22 protein-coding genes and 1 tRNA gene are annotated in these 24,694 nt (G+C 73.2%); 12 read left to right on the top strand and 11 right to left on the bottom strand.

Translation table 11 applies throughout. The annotated features are described in order from the left end of the window. Positions 1-35: 35 nt before the first annotated feature. Positions 36-1,313 carry a DUF4407 domain-containing protein gene (locus ACFYSC_RS14945; RefSeq protein ID WP_389961293.1) on the bottom strand — a complete coding sequence of 426 codons (1,278 nt, stop codon included), beginning with the start codon at positions 1,311-1,313 and terminating at the stop codon, positions 36-38. 495 nt (positions 1,314-1,808) lie between these two features. Between ACFYSC_RS14945 and ACFYSC_RS14940 the strand changes: the two genes are divergently transcribed. From ACFYSC_RS14940 to ACFYSC_RS14920, 5 genes are all read left to right on the top strand, one after another. After that, a complete protein-coding gene (locus ACFYSC_RS14940; protein WP_389961291.1) occupies positions 1,809-3,314 on the top strand; it encodes an alpha/beta hydrolase in 1,506 nt (501 codons plus the stop codon). 131 nt (positions 3,315-3,445) lie between these two features. Next, positions 3,446-4,561: an NBR1-Ig-like domain-containing protein gene (locus ACFYSC_RS14935; protein ID WP_389961289.1), complete on the top strand. Its 1,116-nt coding sequence runs from the start codon at positions 3,446-3,448 to the stop codon at positions 4,559-4,561. Between the two features lie 258 nt (positions 4,562-4,819). Next, positions 4,820-5,164, top strand: a complete 345-nt coding sequence (locus ACFYSC_RS14930; RefSeq protein ID WP_362932777.1) for a hypothetical protein — start codon at positions 4,820-4,822, stop codon at positions 5,162-5,164. Between the two features lie 247 nt (positions 5,165-5,411). Then, a tRNA-Thr gene (locus tag ACFYSC_RS14925) sits at positions 5,412-5,488 on the top strand. A gap of 118 nt (positions 5,489-5,606) precedes the next feature. Next, positions 5,607-6,647, top strand: coding sequence for an RDD family protein (locus ACFYSC_RS14920; RefSeq protein WP_389961287.1), 1,041 nt, complete (start codon positions 5,607-5,609; stop codon positions 6,645-6,647). 466 nt (positions 6,648-7,113) lie between these two features. Here the strand turns inward: ACFYSC_RS14920 and ACFYSC_RS14915 are convergent, their stop codons facing one another. Beyond that, positions 7,114-8,196 (bottom strand): hypothetical protein, encoded by a 1,083-nt coding sequence (locus tag ACFYSC_RS14915; RefSeq protein WP_389961285.1) that lies wholly within the window; start codon positions 8,194-8,196, stop codon positions 7,114-7,116. Positions 8,197-8,360: 164 nt separating this feature from the next. On the opposite strand from ACFYSC_RS14915, the gene ACFYSC_RS14910 reads away from it, so the two are divergent. Continuing rightward, entirely contained in the window at positions 8,361-9,587 is a 1,227-nt protein-coding gene (locus ACFYSC_RS14910) for a sensor histidine kinase (protein ID WP_389961283.1), read from the top strand. Positions 9,588-9,759: 172 nt separating this feature from the next. Continuing rightward, positions 9,760-10,395, top strand: coding sequence for a response regulator (locus ACFYSC_RS14905; protein ID WP_389961836.1), 636 nt, complete (start codon positions 9,760-9,762; stop codon positions 10,393-10,395). An 80-nt stretch (positions 10,396-10,475) separates the two neighbouring features. Here ACFYSC_RS14905 and ACFYSC_RS14900 read toward each other — a convergent pair whose 3' ends face one another. After that, on the bottom strand, positions 10,476-10,916 hold the full coding sequence (locus ACFYSC_RS14900; protein WP_389961281.1) for a nuclear transport factor 2 family protein: 441 nt from the start codon (positions 10,914-10,916) through the stop codon (positions 10,476-10,478). A gap of 206 nt (positions 10,917-11,122) precedes the next feature. Next, on the bottom strand, positions 11,123-11,791 hold the full coding sequence (locus tag ACFYSC_RS14895; RefSeq protein WP_389961279.1) for a class I SAM-dependent methyltransferase: 669 nt from the start codon (positions 11,789-11,791) through the stop codon (positions 11,123-11,125). 374 nt (positions 11,792-12,165) lie between these two features. On the opposite strand from ACFYSC_RS14895, the gene ACFYSC_RS14890 reads away from it, so the two are divergent. After that, positions 12,166-13,314: an alpha/beta hydrolase family protein gene (locus ACFYSC_RS14890; protein WP_389961277.1), complete on the top strand. Its 1,149-nt coding sequence runs from the start codon at positions 12,166-12,168 to the stop codon at positions 13,312-13,314. A 204-nt stretch (positions 13,315-13,518) separates the two neighbouring features. On the opposite strand, the gene ACFYSC_RS14885 is transcribed toward ACFYSC_RS14890, so the two are convergent. Next, entirely contained in the window at positions 13,519-14,871 is a 1,353-nt protein-coding gene (locus ACFYSC_RS14885; RefSeq protein WP_389961275.1) for an erythromycin esterase family protein, read from the bottom strand. A gap of 222 nt (positions 14,872-15,093) precedes the next feature. Further along, positions 15,094-15,879 (bottom strand): SDR family oxidoreductase, encoded by a 786-nt coding sequence (locus ACFYSC_RS14880; protein ID WP_389961273.1) that lies wholly within the window; start codon positions 15,877-15,879, stop codon positions 15,094-15,096. Between the two features lie 104 nt (positions 15,880-15,983). On the opposite strand from ACFYSC_RS14880, the gene sigJ reads away from it, so the two are divergent. Further along, positions 15,984-16,868, top strand: a complete 885-nt coding sequence (gene sigJ / locus ACFYSC_RS14875; protein ID WP_389961271.1) for an RNA polymerase sigma factor SigJ — start codon at positions 15,984-15,986, stop codon at positions 16,866-16,868. Between the two features lie 50 nt (positions 16,869-16,918). On the opposite strand, the gene ACFYSC_RS14870 is transcribed toward sigJ, so the two are convergent. Then, positions 16,919-17,695: a class I SAM-dependent methyltransferase gene (locus ACFYSC_RS14870; protein WP_389961269.1), complete on the bottom strand. Its 777-nt coding sequence runs from the start codon at positions 17,693-17,695 to the stop codon at positions 16,919-16,921. Positions 17,696-17,870: 175 nt separating this feature from the next. Here ACFYSC_RS14870 and ACFYSC_RS14865 point away from each other — a divergent pair, with 175 nt between their 5' ends. Then, a complete protein-coding gene (locus tag ACFYSC_RS14865; RefSeq protein WP_389961267.1) occupies positions 17,871-18,380 on the top strand; it encodes a hypothetical protein in 510 nt (169 codons plus the stop codon). Between the two features lie 143 nt (positions 18,381-18,523). Here the strand turns inward: ACFYSC_RS14865 and ACFYSC_RS14860 are convergent, their stop codons facing one another. After that, positions 18,524-19,096 carry a hypothetical protein gene (locus ACFYSC_RS14860; protein WP_389961265.1) on the bottom strand — a complete coding sequence of 191 codons (573 nt, stop codon included), beginning with the start codon at positions 19,094-19,096 and terminating at the stop codon, positions 18,524-18,526. 424 nt (positions 19,097-19,520) lie between these two features. On the opposite strand from ACFYSC_RS14860, the gene ACFYSC_RS14855 reads away from it, so the two are divergent. Both ACFYSC_RS14855 and ACFYSC_RS14850 read left to right on the top strand, forming a co-directional pair. Further along, on the top strand, positions 19,521-20,738 hold the full coding sequence (locus ACFYSC_RS14855; protein ID WP_389961264.1) for a sensor histidine kinase: 1,218 nt from the start codon (positions 19,521-19,523) through the stop codon (positions 20,736-20,738). Further along, positions 20,735-21,484 (top strand): response regulator, encoded by a 750-nt coding sequence (locus ACFYSC_RS14850; RefSeq protein WP_389961262.1) that lies wholly within the window; start codon positions 20,735-20,737, stop codon positions 21,482-21,484. The genes ACFYSC_RS14855 and ACFYSC_RS14850 overlap by 4 nt, the downstream gene beginning before the upstream one ends. Before the next feature lie 177 nt (positions 21,485-21,661). On the opposite strand, the gene ACFYSC_RS14845 is transcribed toward ACFYSC_RS14850, so the two are convergent. From ACFYSC_RS14845 to ACFYSC_RS14835, 3 genes are read right to left on the bottom strand one after another with little or no spacing between them, the layout of a single operon-like run. After that, positions 21,662-22,771: a C45 family autoproteolytic acyltransferase/hydolase gene (locus ACFYSC_RS14845; protein WP_389961260.1), complete on the bottom strand. Its 1,110-nt coding sequence runs from the start codon at positions 22,769-22,771 to the stop codon at positions 21,662-21,664. Next, positions 22,768-23,646, bottom strand: coding sequence for an ATP-binding cassette domain-containing protein (locus ACFYSC_RS14840; RefSeq protein ID WP_389961259.1), 879 nt, complete (start codon positions 23,644-23,646; stop codon positions 22,768-22,770). The genes ACFYSC_RS14845 and ACFYSC_RS14840 overlap by 4 nt, the downstream gene beginning before the upstream one ends. After that, on the bottom strand, positions 23,643-24,644 hold the full coding sequence (locus tag ACFYSC_RS14835) for an ABC transporter ATP-binding protein (protein WP_389961257.1): 1,002 nt from the start codon (positions 24,642-24,644) through the stop codon (positions 23,643-23,645). The genes ACFYSC_RS14840 and ACFYSC_RS14835 overlap by 4 nt, the downstream gene beginning before the upstream one ends. Positions 24,645-24,694 lie beyond the last annotated feature (50 nt).

Below are 24,694 nucleotides of genomic sequence, written 5' to 3'. Positions count from 1 at the left end.
CCGGGACCCGACATGGAGCCCGAAGGCCGCAGGGGTCAGGGGAGGAGTCCGGCGCGGGTGCCGGCGACGGCGTCCAGTGCGCGGTGCTCCCGGCGGCGCCGGTCCGCGCCGCGTCGCGCGCGCAGCTCCAGCTCCTCCAGGCGCGCCTCGGTGTCGAGCCGGACACGCCTGTTGTAGACCGTCTCCTGAGCCTGGTTCGTCCGGTCCACCATGCGGTCGTAGGCGGTCGTCCCACTCATGATCTTGACGAGGACCGGCAGGCAGTCGACGAGGATCAGGAAGAGACGGAGCAGCCACGTCGCCTGCCTGAGATAGATGTTCGCCGCGGTGACCTCGTGCAGCGCCCGCATGCGCTCCAGCAGGCCGACGGGGTCGTCCTTGCCGGGCATCGCGGCCAGCCGTTCCCCGACGCGCGCGTCCAGCCGCCGCTCGAAGTCGGACTGCCGCTCGGCGAGCGGGCCGCGCAGGGCCGACACCCGGCCCTCCAGTTTCTGGAGCTTCTTCTGGTTCTCCGCCAGCCCGCTGCGGTCCATGAATCGCTTGGCGGCGGCGTCGAGACGCCTGCAGAGCGGTCCCATGCCCTTCCTGCCGCTCAGGCCCTCACCGCTCTCCCCGGCGCACTCGGCCGTCGCCTGGTCCACCAGCCTGTCGTACCGCTTCCGGTCGGCGGCGACCTGCGTCCGCAACGTGTCGGCGTCGCGCTCCAGGTTGCTCAGCCGGGTGAGGTCGGCGTCGGCCGTCGAGGTCAGAAGCCTGGCGTTCGCGCAGTCCCGGCGGCCGGGCGTCCTGCCGGGCACCCGCGAGTTGCACTCCAGCAGCCGGGCGCGCTCCGCGACCAGCGCGGCCTCGCGGCCACTGATCACGTGCTGGACCACGGCCGTCTCGAAGACCCGCAGGACCAGGGGCTCGGCGATGATGAAGCCCAGCACCACGGCGACGAGCAGTCGCGGGACCAGCAGCATCAGCCTGGCCCGCCAGGTGCCGGTGACGGTCGAGACGAGCCAGCGGTCGAGGTTGAGCACGATGAGCGCCCACACCACGACGGGGATGAGCATGGCGACGTGGGCGCCGCCCAGGACCTGGCTCAGCGCGAACCACATCGAGATCCCGGCGACGACCGCGGTTCCCAGGACCACGCCGCCGAGGCCGACGTAACGGGTCCGCTCCAGCGGTATCTGGCTCAGGACGCCCTCGTCCACACCCGCCAGCGTCCGCAGCCGCCGGCCCAGGCCGCGCCGTCCGGGGACCACCTCTTCCGCGGCCCTCGAACCGCCCGGAGTGGCGAGGGGGCGTGTGAAATGGCTGCTTCCCATGGACTCTTTCCGGTTTCCCGCGCGCCGCCGCTGCCTGGTCGGAGTCACCCGGATGGGGTGACGGGCGGGACGCTCCGCGTCAGGGGGAATGTGTCCCGCCGGTTATGAAGAATGAGGCTCAGAATGCATTAGTTCATGTTCGTACCACGGTCATCGTTATCGGCCCAGGGTGACCCGCGTGGCTGGGGAAAACCTTACTTTGGGCCGAACAAGCGCCTCATCGCTCGACAAACAGGGGATCGGCCGGGATACCCGCCGTACGGCGCCGCGTTCGTCGCCGTGGTGGGCTCCGCCCGGCCCGCCGTACGGCGCCCTCTCAAGGGGTGGTCCGGAAGGCGGGTGCGCGGGCGGGTGTTCCATGGCGTCGCGGGCGGGGTTAGCGTGGTCCTCGCCGCCCGTCCGGGCGGGTGCGGACGCGGCGCGGCGATCCTCCTTCCCCGAGGGCGGGCGCGGCTCGCCGGGTGACCCGGCGTCCCAGTTCTGGAGGACGAAGCAGTGCGTAGACGCGCCGGGCGCCCGCCCTTCGAGGTTCCAGCCGCCTCCCGCGCCGCCACCGCCGTCGTCGCGGTCCTCACGGCGCTGGCCGTCCTCGCCACCGGCTGCGCCGGGACGACCAGGCCGGACACCGGCCTCGCGTGGAACGACTGCGGCGACGGCTTCGAGTGCGCGAAGCTGCCCGTGCCGCTGGACTACGGAAAGCCGGGCGGCGAGCGCATCGAGATCAGTGTGATCCGGCTCCCCGCCACCGGCCGCCGCATCGGCTCGATCCTCGTCAACCCCGGCGGTCCGGGCGCCTCGGGCGTCGAGTACGCCCGCAGCGCGCGCTCCGTGCTGAGCGACGCGGTCCGCGCCCGGTTCGACGTGGTGGGATTCGACCCGCGCGGGGTCGGCGGTTCCTCACCCGTACGGTGCCTGTCGTCGGGCGACCTCGACGCCTACACCGGCCTGGACGCCTCGCCCGACTCCCCGGCCGAGGTCGCGGCCCTGGAGGAGGGCTCGCGGAAGTTCGCGGCCGGCTGCCGGGCCAGGTCGGGACGGCTCCTGCCGCACGTCGGCACGGCCGACGCGGCCCGCGACATGGACCGCCTGCGCGCGGTACTCGGCGACAGCCGCCTCACCTACCTCGGCAAGTCGTACGGCACGCAGCTCGGCGCGGTCTACGCCGACCTGTTCCCCACCCGGGTCCGCGCCCTGGTGCTGGACGGCGCCGTGGACACCTCGCTGTCCCCGATGGCGATGAGCGCCGCCCAGGCCCACGGCTTCGAGGTCGCCCTCGACGCCTTCCTGGCCGACTGCCTCACCGCCGACGACTGCCCGTTCACCGGTACGGCGGAGTCCGCCCGGCGGGAGGTCGCCGACCTGCTGCACCGCGCCGACCGGCATCCGCTCGCGAACCGGAACGGCGACGACCGCCAGGTCAACGAGGCGTGGGCCGTACTGGGCCTGATCACCCCCCTCTACGACCGGCAGGCGTGGCCGGTGCTCCGCCAGGCGCTGGGCGAGGCGCGCAGGGGTGACGGGAGCCTGCTGCTGCGCATGGCCGATCTGCTGATCGACCGCAAGGAGGACGGCGACTACTCCAACCAGACCGAGGCCAACATGGCCGTCAACTGCGTCGACGCCCGCTACCCCGCCGGTCCGGCCGCGTTCGCCAGGGCGGCGGACCGGGCGGCGGAGAAGGCGCCGCTGTTCGGCCGCTACGTCACGTGGGGGTCGCTGCCCTGCGCCTACTGGCCGGTCAAGGGGAAACCCCTGGACCGGACCGACGCCCCCGGCGCCGCCCCCATCATGGTCATCGGCACCGAGCGCGACCCGGCCACGCCGTACGAATGGGCCAGGGCACTGGCCGACGAGCTCTCCTCGGGCGTGCTGGTCGGCTTCGACGGTGACGGGCACACCGCCTACCTGACCGGCTCGTCCTGCGTCGACCGTCTGGTGGACGACTACCTGATCGACCTGAAGGTCCCCCGGGACGGGACGCGCTGCCCGCGGATCGGCTGAACGCGGGAGCGCCCGCCCTCAACCGGTCGGCGGTGATCTGCTGTAGTGCTCTGGAGGCATTCCCCGCCGGGGCGGCCGCAGCCGCGTCGGCGAGTATGGGTGCGGATGGTCGGCGGTGAACGGGGTGGAGCGTGAAGCCGGAGGAACGGGACCAGGGCCGGGGGAAGCGGCGAGGGCGGCAGGCGAGGCGACCGGATCCCGGTGCGGGCGCGGCGGGGGCGTTCGCCGACCGGCTCTGGCGGCTGAGGCGGGAGGCGGGCGACCCCTCCTACGCGGAGATGTCCGCCCGGCTCGGGGCGGCGGCTTCGAAGTCGTCGCTGGCCAGCGCCGTACAGGGGCGGAAGCTGCCGAGCTGGGAGACGACCTGGGAGTTCGTGCGGGTCCTCGCGGTCGACCGGCTGGGACGCGACCCCGGAGAGACCGAACGCGAGTGGCGGGAACTCTGGGAGCGCGCACGGGATGCCGACTCCGATGAAGCCGGCGGCACCGGCGGTTCCGGCGCCGATGCCACCGATGACGGCGCCGCCGATGACGCGGCCGGCGCGGAGACGGCTGACGGGTCCGTGCGGGCGGCTGACGGGCTCGTGAGGGCGGACGGCGGATCCGTGAGGGGGGCGGACGACGGGTTCGCGGAGGACACGAGGGATATGGGGGACGCGGAGGACGTGATGAACGCGGCGGCTCCGGCCGCGTCCACGCGTTCGCCGAGGCTCGCGCGGCGCGGCCGTGTCATCCGGGTCGTGGCCGCGCTCACCGTCGCCGCGGCCGTCGCCGCCGTCGCCTTCGTGATCGACCTGGTGGTCTCCCGGCCGGCGACGAACGGCGGCGACGGCGACCCTCCGCCGGTTCCGACCTCGGCACCGGCCGCGCCGCCGACCATGGTCCCGACGGAGGGCGCGATCGCCGGGGACGACTCCGCGTTCATGGGCGACATCACCTATCCGGACGGCTCGACGGTACGGCGGGGCTCCTCCTTCAGGAAGGTGTGGCGGATACGGAACACCGGGCGGATCCCCTGGAAGGGGAGACGCCTGGTGCGGATCAACTCCGGGCCGTGCCGGACCCCGGAGACGGTGGACATGCCGTTCACGGCTCCCGGACAGAGCGTGGACATCGCGGTGCGGGTGCGGGCCCCGGAGGAGCCGGGAAACTGCCGGATCTACTGGAAGGTGGTCGACGCGCAGGGGCGGGCGCTGTTTCCGGCCAAGCGGCCGATCTTCCTGGATGTCCAGGTGGAGGGCTCCTGACCTGCGGCTTCTTTTGTCCAATGTCCACGGTCCGGTGGCGGGGCCGAATTGGACAAAGATCCTTCCCGTGGGCGGCGGATCGCGTGCCACGATGGTCGGCATCCCGGACCCCAAGGTTTCCGGGATGCCGTGCGACGTGACCCGGAGCGTGCTCCCGGCCGTGCTTCCCGCCGTGTTCCCGGCCGTTCCACCGGTCGTGTGAGATCGAGCGCCTCCGGATCGCAGACGTCGTCATCCGACCACGAAGGAGAATCTGTCATGACCAAGAAGATCCGTTCGCTGGCCGTCGCGGCGGGTGTCATTTCCGTGCTGGTGCCGCTCGGCGGCACCGCCCAGGCCGCGGAGACCGGCGCGTCCACCGCCAGGGCCGCGAAGGTGTCCTGCAACTCCCCCGGGACCGGCAACACCACCGTCTGGGGCAAGTGCAAGAACAAGGGGAACAAGACCGGCAAGGCGCGCCTGGTCTACTGGTGCGTCAACGCGATCGGCAACGGTTCGAAGCAGTACCACACCGGGTGGAAGAGCATTAAGCCCGGCAAGACGGTCAAGTTCGTGGGCGAGTGCACCTTCAAGGCTCGTAACCCCTACTTCCAGATCGGCTGATTCCTCCCGGTTCTCGCGACACATGCCTGTCGCGGCGGCGTCCGGATGCCTCCCACCGCACCCGGACACCGCGCCGGTCCGCCGCGGGCCCACCCCCGCGCCGGACCGGCGCGGCCGGAGGATCCGCCATCCGTGCCGAACCGGCCCGGACGGCGTCGACGACGCGTGAGAGCCGGCCGAATCGGCGGGCGCGAGAGCTCCGCGAAACCTGTAGACTGTCAAAGGTCATGCGATCCCTGCGTGACATGCCGCCTTAGCTCAGTCGGCCAGAGCACTTCACTCGTAATGAAGGGGTCTCGGGTTCGAATCCCGAAGGCGGCTCCAGGTCAGAGGCCCTCACCGGTATCCGGTGGGGGCCTCTTGCTAATACTGTGGTGCCAGGCCCGGTCACCGTATGTCTGCCGCATCGGTAAGGTGTCGCTCCCAGAGCGAAAGGATCACCTTGCCGCAGTTGTCCCGGCTATCGTGGCCAGCGCTGTCGGCGTGGGTGACGGCTGCCGCCATCGCCGCCTTCCCGACCTGGGAGCTGCGGTCTGAGCGGCTCGAGCTCGAAGAGCTCACTCGGACCCATGAAAACGACATCTACGGGCTCGTGTGCCTGTACAACGGTGGAGCGACGCTGTCGCCGCTTGCTCCGCTGCGCCGTGATCTCGAAGCGGTCATGGAGATCACGGAGGGCTGGGCGTTTCCGGCCCTCGTGATCCTTATCGGCCTCCTCGCGTGTCTGGGCCACAGGGAACCCGGGTTGACGGGCCGGCGGGTTGCGGGGCTCCTCGTCCTGATCGCGGTCATCGAACCTCTCGCCTCGTTGCACAGCGATCGGAGAGGCTGTGATGACACCCCGCTGTTCAGCGCCGACTGGTTCACAGGGGTGGCCGATGGGTGGGGGATCAACCAGCTGTGTCTTCTGGTGGCCGCGGCGCTGGTGTTCGCCGCGTCGCGGACGGTGCGGTCCGTCACCGCGGACGAGCCGGGTGAGTCGCAGGCCGGGACGGTGTGGCGGCGACCGGTGGCGGCCCTGGCCGATTATTTGATCGTTGTCCTGTTCCTCAGCGTCGTCGTGGGGGCGGCCTGGCCCTTGATCGGCATGGGCTTCAAAGCCCATATGGGAGCCGGGCTTCTGGAGCGGGCCGACGCGTACGTGTTCCGGAGCAACCCGAGATCCGCGGAGCTGGCTGTCCTGGCTGGAGTGTTCCTCTATGTCTGGATGCAGCATGCTCTGTGGGGGCGGACGCTCGGAAAGCGACTGCTGGGCCTTCGCGTCGTCGCCGCGCGGACGGGCAGACGGCTGGGTGCGGGCAGAGCTGCGCTCCGCACGCTGGTCTTCCCCCTTCTCGTCTTCGTTCCCGACGTCGGGCTGTGGTGTCTCCTCGCGGTCGGGCTGTGGACGCTCTTCGATCCCGAAGGCCGGGTTCTTCATGACCGCTGGCTGGGCGCCGCGGTGGTGCGCGACCGGGTGAAGGACGCTCAGCCTCAGACCTGACCCGACATCATCTGCGTGACCTTGCTGACGCGGATGCCGACCGCAGGTTTGGACGGCCATGAACCGACAGTCCTCACAGAGCCTGTCCGGCCAGGACCGGAAGACGGCGGTGGACGCTCCCGAACGATCGTGTGCCAACTCGTGATGAAGGGACCTCGGGTTCGAAGCCCGAAGGCGGCTCCAGGCCAGAAGCCCTCCGCGGGATCGCGGGGGGCTTCTGGGCGTTCAGACCCTCTGATCTCATCTCCTGAGGGTCCGACCTCCGGCCATGTGCGCTCTCCCGGGGTACGGGGCCGCACCTGCTTCCCGCTTCCCGCGGACCGGTTCGGTCACCGCCGCGCCGTCCCGGCCGGCCGACGGGGAGATCCCATCCAGGCGTACGCCCTGATCCGGAGCGGGACGCGAGGCCGTGATTGGCGGGGTGGTCGTCACCCGGGGTCCGGGGTGTCCGGCGCCGTCGCAGTGGTCACCGCGTACGCCGGGCGAGCAGGGCCAGCAGGCCGACCATGACGAGTCCCAGCGCGGCCAGCGACACACGGTCGGTGGTGGTCTCGCCGTTGGCGATCACTCCGAACGCGGTGTGCGCCACGAGTGCCCCGGAGGCCAGCGCAAGGCTGTGCCGGTCGCGCCATTCGCCGCGCGCCGTCCATCGACGCAGCAGCACCCCCGCCGCCACCGCCAGGAGCGCCGCCGCCGCCATCGGGACCACCACCCAGCCGCCCTCGGTGAAGGCCGGATGCCGGGCGCCGCCGAAGGGGAACAGCAACGCGAGGTATCCGAACGCCGCCACCCCCGCCAGGCACGCCACGATCGGCGGCGCGGGAACGACCCGGGGCGCGACGGCCGGCGGCGCGGGAACGACCTGGGGCGCGACGGCCGGTGACGCGGGAATCGTCCGGGGTGCGACGGCCGGTGACGCGAAAACCGTCGGAGGCGCGGCGGGCGGCGGGCCCGGCGGGCGGGGGACGAACCGCAGCGCGAGCAGCGTGAGTACCGCGATCGCCAGCGCGAACGCCGCGAGTACCGGCGGCGGCGCCTGATAGCCGGGGTCGATGAAGACCGTCGTCCACCGCAGCAGCAGGGCGCCCAGCACGAACACCGCCCCCGCCACGACCAGTCCGGTACGCCCCAGGTAGGGCCGACGGCGGAGATCCGGGACGACGAGATCCACCAGCAGGATCGGCAGCGCCACGCTGAAGACCGCGTGGTAGGGGATGTTCAGTTCGATGTAGGCGCTGTTGAGGCCGAGGATCCTGGGCGCCCAGCCGGCCACGCCGTAGATGGTGGGGCTGGTGAGCGCCTGCAGCGCCAGCCCTTCCTCCACGATCCCGTACGCCGCCCCGAGCAGCAGGACGGCGGCCCGGCCCCGGCCGGTACGGCGTACCAGCTCGCGGATCAGTACGGTGCCGGCGCCGTAGATCGGCACCCACAGCAGGAGCAGCCACGCCTGGCGGAGGGGCGGATTGCCGAGCGTGAGCTCGGCGACGACCGGGGTGAGCCCGGCCAGCAGGAGTGCGGCCCACCGGCCGCGTGCTCGTGAGGAGACCATGCGTCCACGGTCTCCCGCGGCGGGTACGGCGCGCTGCTGCCGTCAGGCCGGTCCTCGGCCTCTTCGGTCGTTCCCGGACGGTGACTTTGGTTGCCATGACGGGGGCGGCGACGGCGACCTTGGTTGCTTACCAGGCGGAAGGGCGGCGAATACGATCTGCGGTTGTGTTCGCAGCGCAGGGCAGGAATGAGAGCCGCGGCGAGGCCGGGAGCCGCCTGCGCCCGGGGGAGGACTGGCGGCAGGGGCCGGGGCGGTCGCGGCGTGACCTGACGGTCAGGGTCGGCGGCGTGGTGCTCGCCGTGGCCGGGGCCGTCGCGGTGGTGTCGGGAGATCTGACCCCGGGGGCACCCGGCTGGCACCTGTGGGCCGACGTGGCCGGCGGGGTCCTGGCGTGCGCGGGGATATGGCTGTGCCGCCGGTGGCCGGTGGCCGCCCCGCTGGCCGTCATCGCGCTGTCCGTCCCGGCCGCGGCCGCGTCGGTGGCCGCGGGGATCGCCACGATCTTCACGGCGCTGTACCGGCGACCGCCCGCGGCCGTCGCGGTGGGAGCGGCGTGGGTGGCGGCGACGCTGGTCAGGTTCGCCTGGCGGCCACCCGGGCTGGCGCCGTACCCGGTGTGGGCGCTGGTCGGCGTGCTGTTCGGCGGGGCGATCACCGGCTGGGGCATCCTGGCCAGGACCCGGCGGGAACTGCTGGCGTCACTGGCGGAACGGGCCCGCCGCGCCGAGGCCGACCAGCGGCTGCGCGAGGAGGAGGCCCGCCACGCCGAACGCCTCGGCATAGCCCGCGAGATGCACGACGTGCTCGCCCACCGGTTGTCGCTGCTGGCGGTGCACGCCGGGGCACTGGAGTTCAACGCCGGCGCCAGGCCGGACGAGGTCGCCGACGCGGCCGGAGTGATCCGGGCCAGCGCCCACCAGGCCCTACAGGAGCTGCGCGCGGTCATCTCCGTGCTGCGTGGGAGCCCGTCGGCCGAGCTTCCGCTGACCGGGCTCGCACCGCTGGTGGAGGAGTCGCGGCGGGCCGGGATGCGCATCGAGCTGCGCGAACACGACGTACGCTTCGCCGACCTGCCGGAGACGACCCGGCGCACCGCGTACCGCGTCGTGCAGGAGGGGCTGACCAACGCGCGCAAGCACGCGCCCGGCAGGCCCGTCACCGTCGTGGTCTCCGGCGCGGCCGGCGGCGAGCTGACGGTCGAGGTGCGCAACCCGCTGCCCGCCGGATGGGAGGCGGCGGGGCTGGCCGCCACCGGGGCCGGAGCCGGGCTGGCCGGGCTGGAGGAACGGGTCTCGCTGGCGGGCGGGCGCCTGGAACGGGGACGCACCGGCGACGGCGGGTTCCGGCTGGCGGCGCGGTTACCATGGCCACGTGAGCGGCCCCATGAGTGAGCCGGTGAACGGTCCCGCGGTCTCGTCCGGGAGCGGATATGCGAGCGGGTCCGTGGATGAGGTCGCGAGCGGATCCGCCGGTGCGTCCGTGGGTTCGCCCGCGAGCGGATCCGCGGGTGCGTCCTCCGGCGGGCCCGGAGACGGGCCTGGAGGCGAGCCCGCCGCGATCCGGGTGCTCATCGTCGACGACGACGCGCTCGTCCGCGCCGGGCTGGCGCTGATGCTCAGGGGTGCACCCTCCCTCCGGGTGGTGGGCGCGGTGGCCGACGGCGCGCAGGTCCAGGCCGCGGTCGGCGAGCACTCTCCCGACGTGGTGCTGATGGACATCCGGATGGCCGGCGTCGACGGCATCGACGCGACCCGCAGGTTGCGCGCCCGTCAGGACGCGCCGGAGGTCATCATCCTGACCACGTTCGACGCCGACGAGCACGTTTTCCGGGCGCTGCGCGCGGGAGCCAGTGGGTTCCTGCTGAAGGACACGCCGCCCGAGGGGATCGTCGAGGCGATCCGGCGCGTGGTCGCGGGCGAGCCCAGCCTGTCGCCGAGCGTCACCCGGCGGCTGATCGACCGTCTGCTGCCCGAGGAGGACGACCACCGGCGGGCCGACGCCCGGCGGGTGCTGGCGACGCTCAGCGACCGCGAGCGAGAGGTGGCGCTCGCGGTCGGGCAGGGCAAGACCAACGCCGTCATCGCCGGTGAGCTGCACATGAGTGTGGGCACGGTCAAGGGCTACATCTCCCGCATCCTCACCAAGTCGGGCCTGGACAACCGCGTCCAGCTGGCCCTGGTCGTCCACGACGCCTCATAGGATGACCAGCCGCTCATCGCGGCGGTCACGCGGACCGCCGCGATGAGCGGCGGGCCGGGGCGGTGGCCGGCGGCCGTCCGCTACGCGGGCGTGTCCGTACGGAGTGCCGCCGCCAGGGCGTCGACGCGACCGCGCGCCCGGGCGGATCGGATCGGGTCGATGTAGTCGCGTGACTCGATGATCTCGCCGTTCCGGACGCGCATGACGAAGACGCAGGGGACCTTGGTCGCCGAGCCGTCGGCCTTCGGGAACTCGTAGGCGAACTCGGCGACGATCACCTCGGGGTCCGCGGTCTCGTGAACGACGACGTCGACGACCCGCCTCTCGGGGAGCGACACTCCGGCCGGGATGGTGAAGTGTTCCCGGAGCGCACTCCGGCTCGTCAACGGCTCGGACTCAGGTGTCGCCATCGGGTGCCGGACGTCGGTGACATCCGCATACAGGTCCGGCAGTTCATCGGAGCGGCCTTCGGCCACACCGTGGACGAGACGGAGGAAGACCTCGCGCGGACTGGGACTCATGAGGGCCTCCCGATCGTGGAACGGTTGGTTCGGTGTGCCGTCCCCAACATGGCAGAACCTGATCCTTTACCCAAACGAGAATTCGGTCCCATGGGCGCCTGGTGCCTGTACGCGGATGAAAGTCATCGTGCGGCTCTGCGCGGGTGAGGGGATGAGGGCCGGAACCCACGCGGCGGAGTCCTTTTCCGGCCCTCCCGCCGGCCGGTTCATGCGGCGGGCCCCGGGTGAGCGATCACGACGTACCTCTCGTCGTCGATCGGCTTGCCCCACAGTGCCGGATCGGTGAGCTGCTCGACGTGGACGACCCGGGCCCGAGGCTCCAGCGTCTCGACCAGCCGTGAGGCGGGGACGCCGCCGAGCCAGGGCAGCGGCGGGGAGTCGGACGCGTAGGGGGCGTCGCCGCCCGAGGCGTTCCAGCGGCCCTCCACGAGGATGAGCCGCCCCCCGGGGGCGAGCAGGCCGAGCCAGCGGTCGAGGGCCTCCCTCGGGTCGGGGAGCGTCCAGACGAGGTGCCGGACGAGGATCGCGTCGAAGGTGTCGTAGGCGGCGACGGGCGGGTTGCCCGCGTCACCGACCATGAAGGGCACGTCGAAGCCCGCCGCGGACAGCTTGCGCCCGGCCTGCTCGATCATCCGGGGCGACAGGTCGACCCCGGTGGGACGGTGCCCCAGCTCGGCGAGGAGCAGGGTCAGCGAGCCGGTCCCGCAGCCCAGGTCGAGGATGTCGGCGGGGCCGTCGGGAAGCCACTCGGCGAGCCGCCGGGTCCACGCGTCACGCACCCGCCGATCCCGGAGACCGTGGTCGGCCTCGTCGTCGAAGGCGTCCGCCACGGTGTCCCAGAAGGCGGCGATGGGTGCGAGGTCTGTCGTCGGCATGGGGAGATCCTCGCAGGCGGCACCGACAGAACCGAGGATTCCGACTCCGGCGGGCGGACGGAACGGCCTCGGGGCGGACGTGCCGCCGTCGGTGCCGGTTCCTGCCCTGGCGGGGGCCGGGGCGCCGGCGGCGGGCCGCCGGAGTGGCGGCGCATGATCCCGGCCGTCCGATCCCTCGGAGGTATACGTCGTTAACCATATGGTGTACGTTGTATACATGGCGGAACCCGGCGTACGGATGTTCCGCTGGAGGCCGCCCTGGCATTGACCTCGGCCACCCAGGGGCTGGTCCGGCTCTACCTCGGGGGGCGCATCGGACCGGACGAGCCCGCCTTCGCAAGACCTGTGCGAGCGGAACATACGGAGGAACCTCAATGGCCTCAGCGTCTAGGAAGGCCCTGGTGTTCAGGGGGGCCCTGGTCGTCGTGCTGGTCCTGGTGGCAGGCGCGGTCGCGTCCGGCGCCTGGTTCGGCAGCGAGGCCGGCGTGAAGGTCGTCCACTACGGCGAGAGCAACACCAGCGTTCTCGCCGTGGGGGACGGAACCGTGGGGGGCGGGACGGTCACGCTGACCGAGACGCACCAGACGACCAAACCCGGCACCTACTGGCTGGAGTGGACGGGCGCGCACACGATGCTGGGCGACATCGTGGCGCGGTCACCCGGGAAGGTCACGCGCCGGGTGCTGCGCGGACCCGTGCCCTCCCTGGGGACGCCGGGATACTTCGGCAACGTCCCACCGGGCGATCCCGAAGTGGCCTGGGGCATCGGCTTCTCCGAGATCATGGTCCCGACCGAGCTGGGCCCCGCCCCCGCCTGGTACGTGCCCGGCAGGGGGACCACCTGGTTCGTCGCCGTGCACGGGCAGAACGGGCGGCGCAAGGCCGAACTGAAGGTCCTTCCCGTCGTGCACGACCTCGGACTGCCCTTCCTGGACATCAGCTACCGCAACGACGAGGGCGCGCCGCCCTCCCCCGACGGGCTCCTCCACCTCGGTGACTCGGAGTGGCGCGACCTGGAGGCCGCGCTGCGCAGGGCGCGGCAGCTGGGGGCCAGGCGGTTCGTGCTGTACGGAACGTCGATGGGCGGACAGATCATCGGCCAGTTCCTGGCCAGGTCGGGACTGGCCGGCCTGGTCAACAAGGTGATCATGGACGCGCCGATGATCGATGTGCGGATGACGGCCGAGCAGGGTGCGAAGAACCACCACCTGCCCGCGTTCGTCGTCCCGCTGTCGAACCAGGTCACCCGGTGGAGGACCGGTGTGGAGGTGGACCGGCTCAGCCTCATCCGCCACCCGCCGAAGGTCAGGCCGCCGCTGCTGCTGATCCACACCACCCCTGACACCGATCACCCGATCGAGGAGGCCCGGGGCCTGGTGGCCACGGGCCGCCGGCTGAACTGGGACATCACCTTCGAGGAGTTCGCGCGGGGCGAGCACACCGAGGCGTGGAACGTCGACCGGGCCCGCTACGACCACGCGGTACGCGCCTACCTGACGGCGGAGCGGCCCGGCAGCGATTGAACGGTCCGGCGACGGTTGAACGGTCCGGCGACGGTTGAACGGTCCGGCAGTGGTTGAACGGCCCGGTGGAACGGCGCCGGCCGCCGCCCGGCTCCGCCGTGGTCCGAGGCGGTACGGCGGGGCCCGGCCTCCCGCGCCCCCGAAGCGGGAGATCTTCTCCCCGCACGTCAGGAGGGGCCGGACGGCTCATCCGGAAGCGGGCCGTCACGGCTTCGGCTTGTCGGCCTCCCTGACGTCGTGGAGGTGGATGAGGGCGTCGAAGGAGCGGGCGGCCGCGATGTCGACGAGCGGGTAGGGGTACTGCGTGCCGATGTTGCGCGTGGGGCGGGCGACGTCCAGCCAGGCGCGCGCCGCGGCCGGGGCGTCGCGGATGTCGAGGTAGTAGTCCTGGTGACGGACCTTGTCGAGGGTGTACTCGTTCATGCCGGGCTTGGCCGCGCCCACGGTGAACTTCTTCCAGTCGCCGCCGAGAGCGGCGTCCTTCGACAGGAAGGAGCCCCGGCCGAAGGTGAAGCCGACGGAGAGGTACTTCCCGCCCAGTGTGTCGCGCAGGAACGACCCCTGCGTCTTGGGATACAGCTTGGGATCGCCGGCCGCGTATCCGACGTGGTCGTTCTGCGCCGACAGAAGGATCCTGTCGCCGGTGCGCCGCTGCCACCAGATGATGTTCCGGGCCATCACCTGGTCACGGAAACGCTGGGAGGCGGCCACCGAGCCCGGGTCCTTGACGTCCATGGTGAGGAATTCAGCGGTCTGGGCGATGGATCGGGCGTTCTGCTCGGCCCATTCGAACTCGTCCCCGCCGGGGCCCTTCCGGCTGCTGATCAGTTCCAGAGCCCGCTGTGCCCTGGCGGCGAGCCGCTGTCGTTCCGCGAGCGGCTTGCCCAGGTAGGCGAAGACGTCGTCGATCGGGCGCAGGCCGGTGTAGAGCTCGTCGATCCGCGGCAGCGACTCCGGGTGGTGCTTTCGCACGTAGCCGGTCACCCGGCCGAAGAACTCGTCGCCCAGCCTGGGGGCGCCGAGGTCGTCGCCCATGAAGTGGACGGTGCGGCCGGGGTGGCGGCGGTTGTGGTCCCGCATCCACTCGATGAGGCTCACGAACTCCTCCCGGTCCCACGGCGAGCCGGCCAGCGCCTTCTTCGCGATCTCGCGTGCGTTCCCCCTGCCGGTCTGGAGGTAGTCGTCGATCTGGAGTCCCGCTGACCAGCTCAGCTCCAGGGCGAAGGTGGTGAAGCCCTTCTTCTCGACGAGGTAGCGGAAGACCCGCTCCTTCATGGTGAAGAACTCGTGCGAGCCGTGGGTGGCCTCGCCGAGGCCGACCACCTCGGCGTCACCGATCATCGCGCCCAGGGCTCGCAGGTCGGCCGTGTTCCTCCCGGGCTCGGTCGAGCGCAGCGGGTGGGCCGCCCGCTCCAGCGCGCGGACCGGGTCCTGCTGCCCGCCGGCCGTGCCGGCCGGAGCCGCGTGGGCCGCCACGGGGGCGAGGACCGCTCCCATCGCGATCGCGGTCGTGACCAGCAGCCCCCGCCGGCTGACGCGTTTCCGGTTACCTGACATGGTGTTCATCCCTTGACGTATGTGTTCTCGCTTGAGTTCTCAATCGAGGTGGAGCAGACCTCACGGCCGACTCCACACGTCGAAGGTATGGGCGTGCGAGCACGCCTCCCATGACGCTGACCAGCGTCTTTCGATCGGGCGGGCCGGTGCGTCCCGGGTGGGGCAGGCACCACCCCCGGCCGCCGCCCACCTGATCCCGGCCCGACCCCGGCGGGAGCCCACCTAACCCACCCGCTCCGCCAGGAAGTCCTCCCAGGTGCGGCGGCCGACGGCTCGGTCGGGGGCGAGGTTGGCGCCCTCCCGGTAGGCGGCCGCGGCCTTCCCGGGGGTCCTGACCTCCATGATCAACCGGCGCTTGCCGCTGGCCCGCAGGTAGTCGCGGGCCAGTTCGGCCATGCCGTACACGCGGGGGCCGGCGATGTCGGGCACGAGACCGGAGGGCCGGCCCAGCGCCAGTTCCACCAGCCGGGCCGCCACCTCGCCCGCGTCGACCGGCTGGAACCGGGCGCCGGCCCAGAGCGGCATCACCGGCAGCTTGGCCATCTGCCCCAGCGTCATCAGGATCCAGTCGTGGAACTGGGTGGCGCGCAGCGTGGTCCACGGCACGCCGGACCCGGCCACGACGCGCTCGGCCTCCCGCTTGGCGGCGAAGTAGCCGAACATGGCGCGGTCGAGGCCGCTGACGACCGGGACCCGGTCGGCGCCGACGACCGAGATGTACACCAGGTGCCCGGCGCCGGCCGCGGCCGCCGCCCGCGCCAGGTTCCGGGCCTTGACCTCGTCGCCCTTGGCGCTCCCGGCGCAGTGCACGATGGTCCCGCCCCCCTTCACCGCCGCGTCGAGCCCCTCGCCGGTGCTCACGTCGCCGGTCACGTACTCGACGCCGTCAGCGGGCTCGCGGTCGCGGCGGCTCAGCACCCGCACGTCGCGGCCCGCGTCGCGCAGGAGCGGCACGACGAGGCGTCCGAGCGTGCCGGTGCCGCCGGTGACCAGGATGGGTGACGTCATGATCTCTCCACGTTCGTCCGGTCCGGAAGGCGATCTCCCGGGCGTTTCGGCCCGCTTCCGCGGGTCTACTGTGGTGACACGCCGCGAGGAAGGAATGTGACACGGTGGACGGGCGCGATCTGCTGGCCGAGCGTTTCGAGGAGCATCGGCCCAGGTTGCGGGGGGCCGCCTACCGGATGCTCGGCTCGGTGAGCGAGGCCGACGACGCGGTGCAGGAGGCGTGGCTGCGCCTCGACCGCGACGGCGCCGACGGCGTGGATAACCTCGGCGCGTGGCTGACCACGGTGGTGGCGCGGGTGTGCCTGAACGTGCTGCGCTCACGCGGGCAGCGGCGCGAGGACCCCTTCGAGACGCACATGCCCGACCCGATCGTCGGCCCGGAGTCCGGGACCGATCCCGAACGCGAGGCGGTGCTGGCCGACTCGGTCGGGCTGGCGCTGCTGGTCGTGCTGGAGACGCTGTCACCGGCCGAGCGGCTCGCGTTCGTGCTGCACGACATGTTCGCCGTGCCGTTCGAGGAGATCGCCCCGGTGATCGAGCGGTCTCCGGCCGCGGCGCGGCAGCTCGCGAGCCGGGCCCGCCGCCGGGTGCGCGGGCAGGCCCCGGCGCCCGACCCCGACCTCACCCGGCAACGCGACGTGGTCGACGCGTTCTTCGCGGCCGCCCGCGACGGCGACTTCGACGCGCTCGTCGCCGTGCTGGACCCGGAGGTCGTGTTGCGGTCCGACGGCGGCACGGCACGCACCCGCCACACCGTCACGTTCCGCGGTGCGCGGAACGTGGCCGGGCAGGCGGTCACCTTCGGACGGTTCTCCCCGTTCGTACGGCCGGCGCTGGTCAACGGGGCCGCCGGGGTGGTCGTCGCCGCGAACGGGCGGCCGCTGGCCGTGATGGCGTTCACCGTCACCGGCGGGCGCGTCGCCGCCATCGACGTGCTGTCCGATCCCGACCGGCTGAACCGGCTCGACCTTCCGCTCCTCGGCGGCTGATCCCCCGGATCCCCGGCAGGGACCGTGGCGGCCGGGGACCGCGGGGCGCGTCAGGGCCTGCGGGCGATGAGGACGTTGGTGATGTCCTCATCCTCCCAGTCCGCACCGCCCGGGTTCGCCGCGGCCAGCGCCTCACGCAGCGCCTCGGTGAACGCGGGCAGCCGGTCGCCGAGGAGGGCGGGCGAGGAGTAGGAGAACGACAGCTGCAGGCCCACGACGTCCTCGGTGGAACGGCGGATCACGCGGGTGAAGCACCGGGACTCCATCCGGCGGAACGGAGACCCGCGCAGCACGTCGTCGTGGTGCCGCCCGGTCTGCTCGTACGACTCGCTGTTCGCCCGCCACTCCAGCCCGAAGTCCCGCCGTACGGCCCGCACCACCGGTTCCCAGGAGGGATCCTCCGGGTCGTGGACGGGACCGACGACGACGACCGCGCCGTGCGGGGGCAGGAGCCGGTCGAGGTCGTCGAGCACCCGTTCGCGGTCCATCCAGTGGAAGGAGCGGCCCATGACGACGTGGTCGATCCGGCCGAGCGGCAGCCCGCCGAGCATCGAGGAGTCGCCTCGCACCCAGCGGATCCCGGGGACGCCGTGCCGGGCGCCCTCGGCGAGCATCTCCTCGCTGGGATCGACGGCCACGACCTCGCCGGCCCCGGCCGCGAGGGGGATGGCCAGGGTGCCGGGCCCGCAGCCCAGATCCAGAACCCGCGACGCGGCGTCCAGGGGTAACGCGGCGGCGATGTGGTCGATGACCTCCGGCCCGTAGTCCGTACGGTGTCGCGCGTAGTAGGCGGCGGTACCGGCGAACAACTCAGCCTTGGAGATCATGCATTCAGGGTAGATGCGCAGGCCGCGTGGGTTGCTTGCCGATTGCCGTATCCGCGGGGGAGCGGTGGCGGGGCCGGGCAAAGGCATCGCCAAGCGGTTCGTGTCGCGGCTCCGGAGACGGATGATCACCTGTGTCCTGGCGGGAGTGTCCACCACGCTCTCCTGGAGGCCGGAGATGAAGAGAACACTCCCCATCGGCGTGCTCGCGCTCGGACTGCTCGCGACCGGCTGCGGCGCGGGCGAGGCCGGGGCGACCGGGCCGGACGCCGCGGTACGGGCCGAGGCGTCACCCACCTACGGCGGGCCGTCCGTCTCGCCGGCGACCCGGTCCCTGGTCGGCCTGGGCGACACGAGGCTCGGGAAGGTGCTGACGGATTCCGGGGGCCGCACCCTGTACCTCTTCGAGAAGGACCGGAGGGGCAGGTCCGCCTGCTACGGCGACTGCGCCACGGTGTGGCCGCCGTACCTCACCGGGGACCGGCCGCGGGCCGGAAGCGGAGCCAGGGCGTCGCTGCTCGGCACCGTCCGGCGGACGGACGGCACGCGGCAGGTGACCTACGGAGGTCACCCGCTCTACCGCTACGTCAGGGACCAGAGGCCGGGTGACGTCACCGGTCACGATGTGGAGAGCTTCGGCGACGAATGGTACGCCGTCGGCGTGAACGGCAGGAAGGCGGAGGACTGAGGACGGCCCGAGGTTTCACGTGAAACCTCGGGCCGCGTCCTGCCGGCGGCCCCGCGCCGAGTCCGGGCGGCGGCTCCGCCCCGATTCCTGCCGACGGCTTCACGCCGCGTTCGGGCGGCGACCCTGCCCCGGTCCCCCGCGGATCACCCGGCGGGGACTCCGCGCCGGTCCCGGACGGTCCCTCCGGTGGGCGCGGTCACCCGGTTCCGGTACCAGCGCAGGAACCCCGTGAACGTCAGCGCCGAGGTCACCGCGCCGCCCGCGACCCGTACCCAGTGCCCGGCGACGAACTCGGCGGCGACGGCGCGGAGGTAGCCGGCGGGGTGGGTGCCGACCGGGTCCACGAACATGATCGTGTTGCGCGGCCAGAAGAAGACGGCGGAGAAGACGAACTCCGCGCACACGAACGCCACGGTGGCGCCGATGATCCACCAGCGCACCGCCGGCGTCCGCCAGGTGAGCAGCGACGTCACCACGGCGCCGAGGATGAAGGCCATCCCGAGCGGGGGGAAGAAGTCGGACGGCCCGCCGGCGACGATGAACTCGCGGGCGAGGTCGAGCGAGGCGGGCGGATCGCGGAAGATGTTCGGGTAGAGCATCACCGTCTCGCCGAGGATGCCTCCCCACGAGATCAGCGACGTCCATACGAGGACGAGCAGGATCACCGTCGTGACACGCGGAGGGACGCGTGACAGGAGGTCGAAGAGGCGGGTCATCGGGAGCTCCGTTCGTGGTGTTCGCCTGCGTCTCCGGCACGGGAGGACGCCGGGTCCGGGTCCGTGGGCCGTCCGGCCCGTTCCGTCTGTCACGGCTGGTCAGGCGGGTGGCCCACGGAACAGAACCTAGGCGTCACGGGGCTCGCGGTCGTCCGGCTCGGAGCGTCATCGGGTGTCGTGTCCGGACGGCTCGGAGCGCCGCCGGGTGTCGCCTCCGGGCGGATCGGAACGTCATCGGATGTCGTGCCCGAGCGGGCCGGACGCGACAGCCGGTGTCGCACCCGGACGGCTCGGAGTGCCGCCGGGTGTCGCCTCCGGGCGGCTCCGATCGCCGTCCGATGTCGCCTCCCGGCGTATCCGGCCGGTGCCGGAATACGCCTCCGGACGGCGGCGGCACCCGGAGTGACCTCCATAAACTGCACGCATGGGGAGATCCCGGATGCGCGCGGTCGCCGTCGACGCCGGTATCGGGGCGGCCGTCGCCGCGGTGAACGCCGTCGCGATCAGCGCCGACGTCGGCGGCGAGACGGCGCCGCCCGTGACCGCCTACCTCTTCGCGGTGACGTTCGGCGCGCTGATGTTCGCGCGCCGGCGGTTCCCGGTGGCGGTCCTGCTGGTCACCGCCGCCGGGCTGGTGGCCTACTACGTCCTGCGGTTCCCCCCGGTCGGCCTGGCGCTGCCGCTGGCGGGCGCCCTGTACTCCGCCGCCGAGGACGGCCGGTGGAGGTGGGCGGCCGGGACGGCCGCGGCGGTGACCGCGCTGTCCACCTTCTTCCGGTTCCGCGAGGGAGACGACCCCGCCTACCTGTTCGGGCTGGAACTGGCCTCGACCGTGGCGCTGATGGTCGCGATGATCGCTCTCGGCGACGGCATCAGGGCGCGCCGGCTGCTGCGCGCCGAGATCCGCGACCGGGAGGCGCGGGCCGCCGCGGAACGGGAGCGCGCGGCGGCGCTGCGGGCGGAGGAGGAACGGCTGCGGATCGCCCGTGAACTGCACGACGTCCTCGCCCATACCGTCACGGTCATCTCGGTTCAGGCCGCGGTCGCGGCCGAGGCGCTGGAGGACGACCCGCCCGCGGCGGCCACCGCCCTGGGGGTGATCCGGGAGGCCGGCGGGGAGGCGATGAGGGAACTGCGCGCGACGCTCGGGCTGCTGCGCGGCGACTCCGGAGACGGCCGGGACGGCGGGACGGACGGGAACGGCGTCCTCGCGCCGGTCGGCGGGCTGGCCCAGCTCGACCGGCTGGTCCGTACGGCCGGCGACAGCGGCCTGCCCGTACGGCTGCGGATCGCGGGCGAGCCGGTGGACCTGCCGCGCGTCATCGACACGGCGGCCTACCGTGTCGTACAGGAGGCGCTGACCAACGTGCTGCGCCACGCGGGCGCAGCCTCAGCCGAGGTGCTGGTCCGCTACGGCGCCGAGCTGGTGATAACCGTCACCGACGACGGCCGGGGCGCCACCGGGCACGGGAGCAGGCCCGGGGAGGGCCGCGGGCTGCTCGGCATGGCGGAGCGGGTGGCGGTGCTCGGCGGCGCCCTGCGCACCGGGAACGGCCCGGACGGAGGGTTCCGGGTGGCCGTCACGCTTCCGCTCGCGCCACGGGGACGGATCGGCGCGGACGCCGCCGGGGCCGCCCGATGATCGCCGATCGGGCCGGCGGCGGGCAGACCGGTGATGGGCGGGCCGGTGATGGACGGGCCGGCGGCGGGCGGGCCGGCGGTGGGCAGGTCATCCGGGTCGTGCTCGTCGACGACCAGTACCTCGTCCGCACCGGTCTGAGTGCGCTGCTGGAGCGGGCGCCGGACATCACGGTCGTGGGGGAGGCGGACGACGGCGCGTCCGGCGTGGCGACGGCGCGGGCGCTACGGCCCGACCTCGTGCTGATGGACGTGCGCATGCCCGGTGTGGACGGGATCGAGGCGACCCGGCGGATCGTCGCGGACGACCGGCTGCGCCCGGTCCGGGTGGTCGTGCTCACCACCTTCGACACCGACGAGTACCTGTTCGCGGCGATCCGGGCGGGCGCGGTGGGGTTCCTGCTGAAGGACACCGGCCCCGAGGAACTGCGTGAGGCCGTGCGCACCGTCGCGTCCGGTGACGCGCTCCTGTCCCCGGCGGTGACGCAGCGGGTCCTGAACGCGGTGGCCGAGGCGTCGGGGCGGCTCGATCCGGGCCTGGTCGCGGGGCTGACCGAGCGGGAGCGCGAGGTGCTCGCCGAGATCGCGCTGGGCCGCTCCAACGCCGAGATCGCGGAGGCGCTCTTCATCAGTCCGGCCACGGCCCGTACCTACGTGAGCCGGCTGCTGACCAAGCTGGACGCCCGCGACCGCGCCCAGCTCGTCGTCATCGCCTACCGCAGTGGCCTGGTCCGCCCGGGAAACCCCTGACCGCGCCCCGGCGGAGTCCAGGCGACCGCGTTCCCGCTCGTCCCGCCCCCGCCCGCCTGCTCCCGCCGGATCGGTACGGCTCGTCCGGCGCGATCCGCCGTGCCGATCACCTCGGGACGGCGGCTCGTCCGGCGTGATCCGCCGCACCGATCACCTCGGGACGGGCGGCCGGCCGGATCACCGCGCGGGGACGGCGAGCGTCTCCCATGTCCCGGGTCCCGCCGTGCAGGGGCCGCCGTCGTGCACCTGGAACAGGCCGGCTGCCGGCTCCACCAGCACCGTGGCGAGGGTCGCCCACCGGGTGCCGAGCCGTCCGTCGGCCGGGGCGTGACAGCAGACCTCGGCCCCGTCGCCGGGGTGGACGGTGAGCAGCGCGGCGAGGTCCCCGGGGCCGCCGATCCCGTCGCGCCCGCGGACCCGCTCGCCCAGCACGCGCAGCCGGTCGTAGGTCTCCGGCTCCAGCCGTCCCCGGTGCTCCCCGGCTGCCAGCTCCGGGTCCTGGAAGTGGTTGGTGCGGACCAGCCAGCCCCCGGCGTCCGGACGGACCACCGCGGCGCCCGCCGGGCTGACCTCGACCGACGCGGCCCGGCCGGCGGTCACGACCGTCATCACGGTGGAGGCGGAGACGGGGGCGCCGGTGATGAGGTCGATCGCGTCGTCGAACGACGCCGCGGAGCCGAGCACCCTGCGGGCGACGAGGTGGACGGGCACGCCGCCCGCGCCGTCGCCGGTGTGGCCGAGGATGTTGAACAGCACGCCCACCCCGGCCTCGTTGAGCCCGATCTTCCCCAGGATGCCGTACTCGGTGATGCCGGTGAACGCCAGCGTGCCGCCGTCCGCCGGGTCGCCCGCCGCGCCGCGGACCGACTGCGGGTGCCAGCCGCCGGCCAGCTCCTCGTGCCAGTCCCAGCTCTGCCCGCCTGCGGTGCGGGAGGTCCCCACATGGACCAGCGTGGAGCACTCGCCCGCGCGGACCGCGGCGGCCTCGGACAGGATCTCGGTCCGGGCGTTGAGCGCGGCGACGACCCACAGCGGCACACCCGCGCCCTCGGCCACGCCCTCCATCTCCTCGGCGAGGTCCGGCGCCCACGCGCGGGTGGCCGCGACGCTCGCCAGCGCGAGCGCGGGGACGTCGAGCGACCTGCCGCCGGTCGCGGCGGTCGCGTCGAAGAGGTCGGCGTACGTCCGCCATGTCCGGGCCATCCCGGCGGCGGTCCGGCGTCCCCGCTCCCGGCCGCGGGCACGGGGGCCGGTCTCCTCCAGCAGCGGATGCGGGCGGTGGTTCACGCCTCGACCTCCGTGGCGTCACGCCCCTCCGCGGCGTCGCGTCCGTCCGTGGCGTCGCGTCCGGCGGCGCGGACCGGCCGCCATCCCGGCCGGGGAGCGCTGTCGCGCAGCAGCCTGGTGTAGGGGTGCCGCGGGTCGTCCAGCACCTGGGCCGTGCTCCCGCGTTCCACGATGCGGCCCTGTCGCATGACGACGACCTCCTCGCTCACCTGCCGTACGACGGACAGGTCATGGGTGATGAACAGATAGGTGAGCCGGCGGTCCCGCCGGAGCTCCGACAGGAGGTTCAGGACCTGGGCCTGCACCGACACGTCGAGCGCGGCGACCGCCTCGTCGAGCACGAGGACGCGGGGCTCGGCGGCCAGCGCCCGCGCGATCGCCACCCGCTGCCGCTGGCCGCCGCTCAGCTCACCGGGCAGCGACCGGGCGTGCGCGGGGCGCAGGCCGACCTGCTCCAGCAGCTCCTCGACGCGGCGGCGCGCCTCGGCGCCGGTGACCCGGTGGTGGGCCGTCAGCACCTCGGCGATCGCCGATCCGGCGGTGCGGCGGCGGTTCAGCGACCCGTTGGGGTCCTGGAACACCATCTGGACGTCCCGGGCGCGGGCCCGCCGCTCCGCCCGGCGCGGTCGCCGGGCCACCGGGCGCCCGGCGAGGACGACCTCTCCCTCGTCCGCCGCCTCCAGCCCGACGAGGATCCTGGCCAGGGTCGTCTTGCCCGACCCCGACTCGCCGACCACCGCCAGGCAGCTTCCGCCGGCCACGGTGAGGCTGACGTCGTCGAGGGCGTCGACCGTACGGCGTCCCGCGCCCCGGCCGGTGGCGAACCGCTTGCGCAACCCGCTGATCTCGATGACGTTCCCGTCCGAAGCGCTCACGCCGTCGCCTCCGTCCCCGTCGCGTGGGCCAGCTCGCCCGCCAGCTCCTCCTCGCGCGCGCACCGTACGGCGCGGTCACCGTCCCGGACGAGCGGGATCTCACCGCCGGTGCACCCGGGTTCCGACCAGGGGCAGCGGCCGGCGAACGCGCAGCCCTCGCCTGCCTCGTACGCGGCGACCGGCCGTCCCGGGATGACCGGGAGCACCGCGGCCCGCGCGGTGAGGCTGGGCCGCGAGTCGAGCAGCAGGCGCGTGTACGGGTGCCGCGGCGCCGCGTGGAGCCGTTCCGGGGTCGAGACCTCGACGATCTCCCCGGCGTACATCACGGCGATCCGGTCGCACACCGCCGAGGCCAGCTCCAGGTCGTGGGTCACGAAGACCATCGACATGCCGTGCTCGCGCCGCTGCTCGTCGAGGATCGCCATGACCTCCGACTGCGTGGTCACGTCGAGCGCGGTCGTCGGCTCGTCGGCGAGCAGCAGCCGCGGCGAGCCCGCCACGGCGGCGGCGATGACGACCCGCTGGAGCATGCCCCCGGACAGCTGGTGGGGATAGGAGTTCATGCAGCGGTCCACGTCGGTGATCCCGACCTGCGCGAGCAGGTCGCGGGCCAGGCGGGTGGCCGTCCGCTCGTCCTGCCCCCGCGCGTCGCACAGTCCCTCGACGAGGAACCGCGAGACCCGCAGCAGCGGGTTCAGCGCGGCCCGGGGGTCCTGGCTGATCATCGCCATGGACTCGGCGCGCACCCGGCGCAGGTCGGCCGGGCCGAGGCCGCGCACGTCCCGGCCGTCCAGCAGCACCCGGCCGGTGACGCGGGCGCCGCGCGGCTCGGTACGCAGCACGGTCCGCAGCGTCATCGACTTGCCCGAGCCGGACTCGCCGACCAGGCCGAGCGCCTCACCGGGCGCCACCGACAGCGAGACGCCGCGCAGCAGCGTCCGGTCCCCGGAGGGGTGCGGTACGGCGAGACGGACGTCATCGAGTTCGAGAAGGCTCATGCCGCACCTCCCGGGGCGCCGGGTGCGGGAACGCGCGTGCCGCGTCCCGC

The organism is Streptosporangium sp. NPDC004379 (genome assembly GCF_042873875.1).
Lineage (GTDB): Bacteria > Actinomycetota > Actinomycetes > Streptosporangiales > Streptosporangiaceae > Streptosporangium.
The sequence above is the reverse complement of the archived record's forward strand: the minus strand, read 5'-3'. Positions and strand labels throughout refer to the sequence as shown.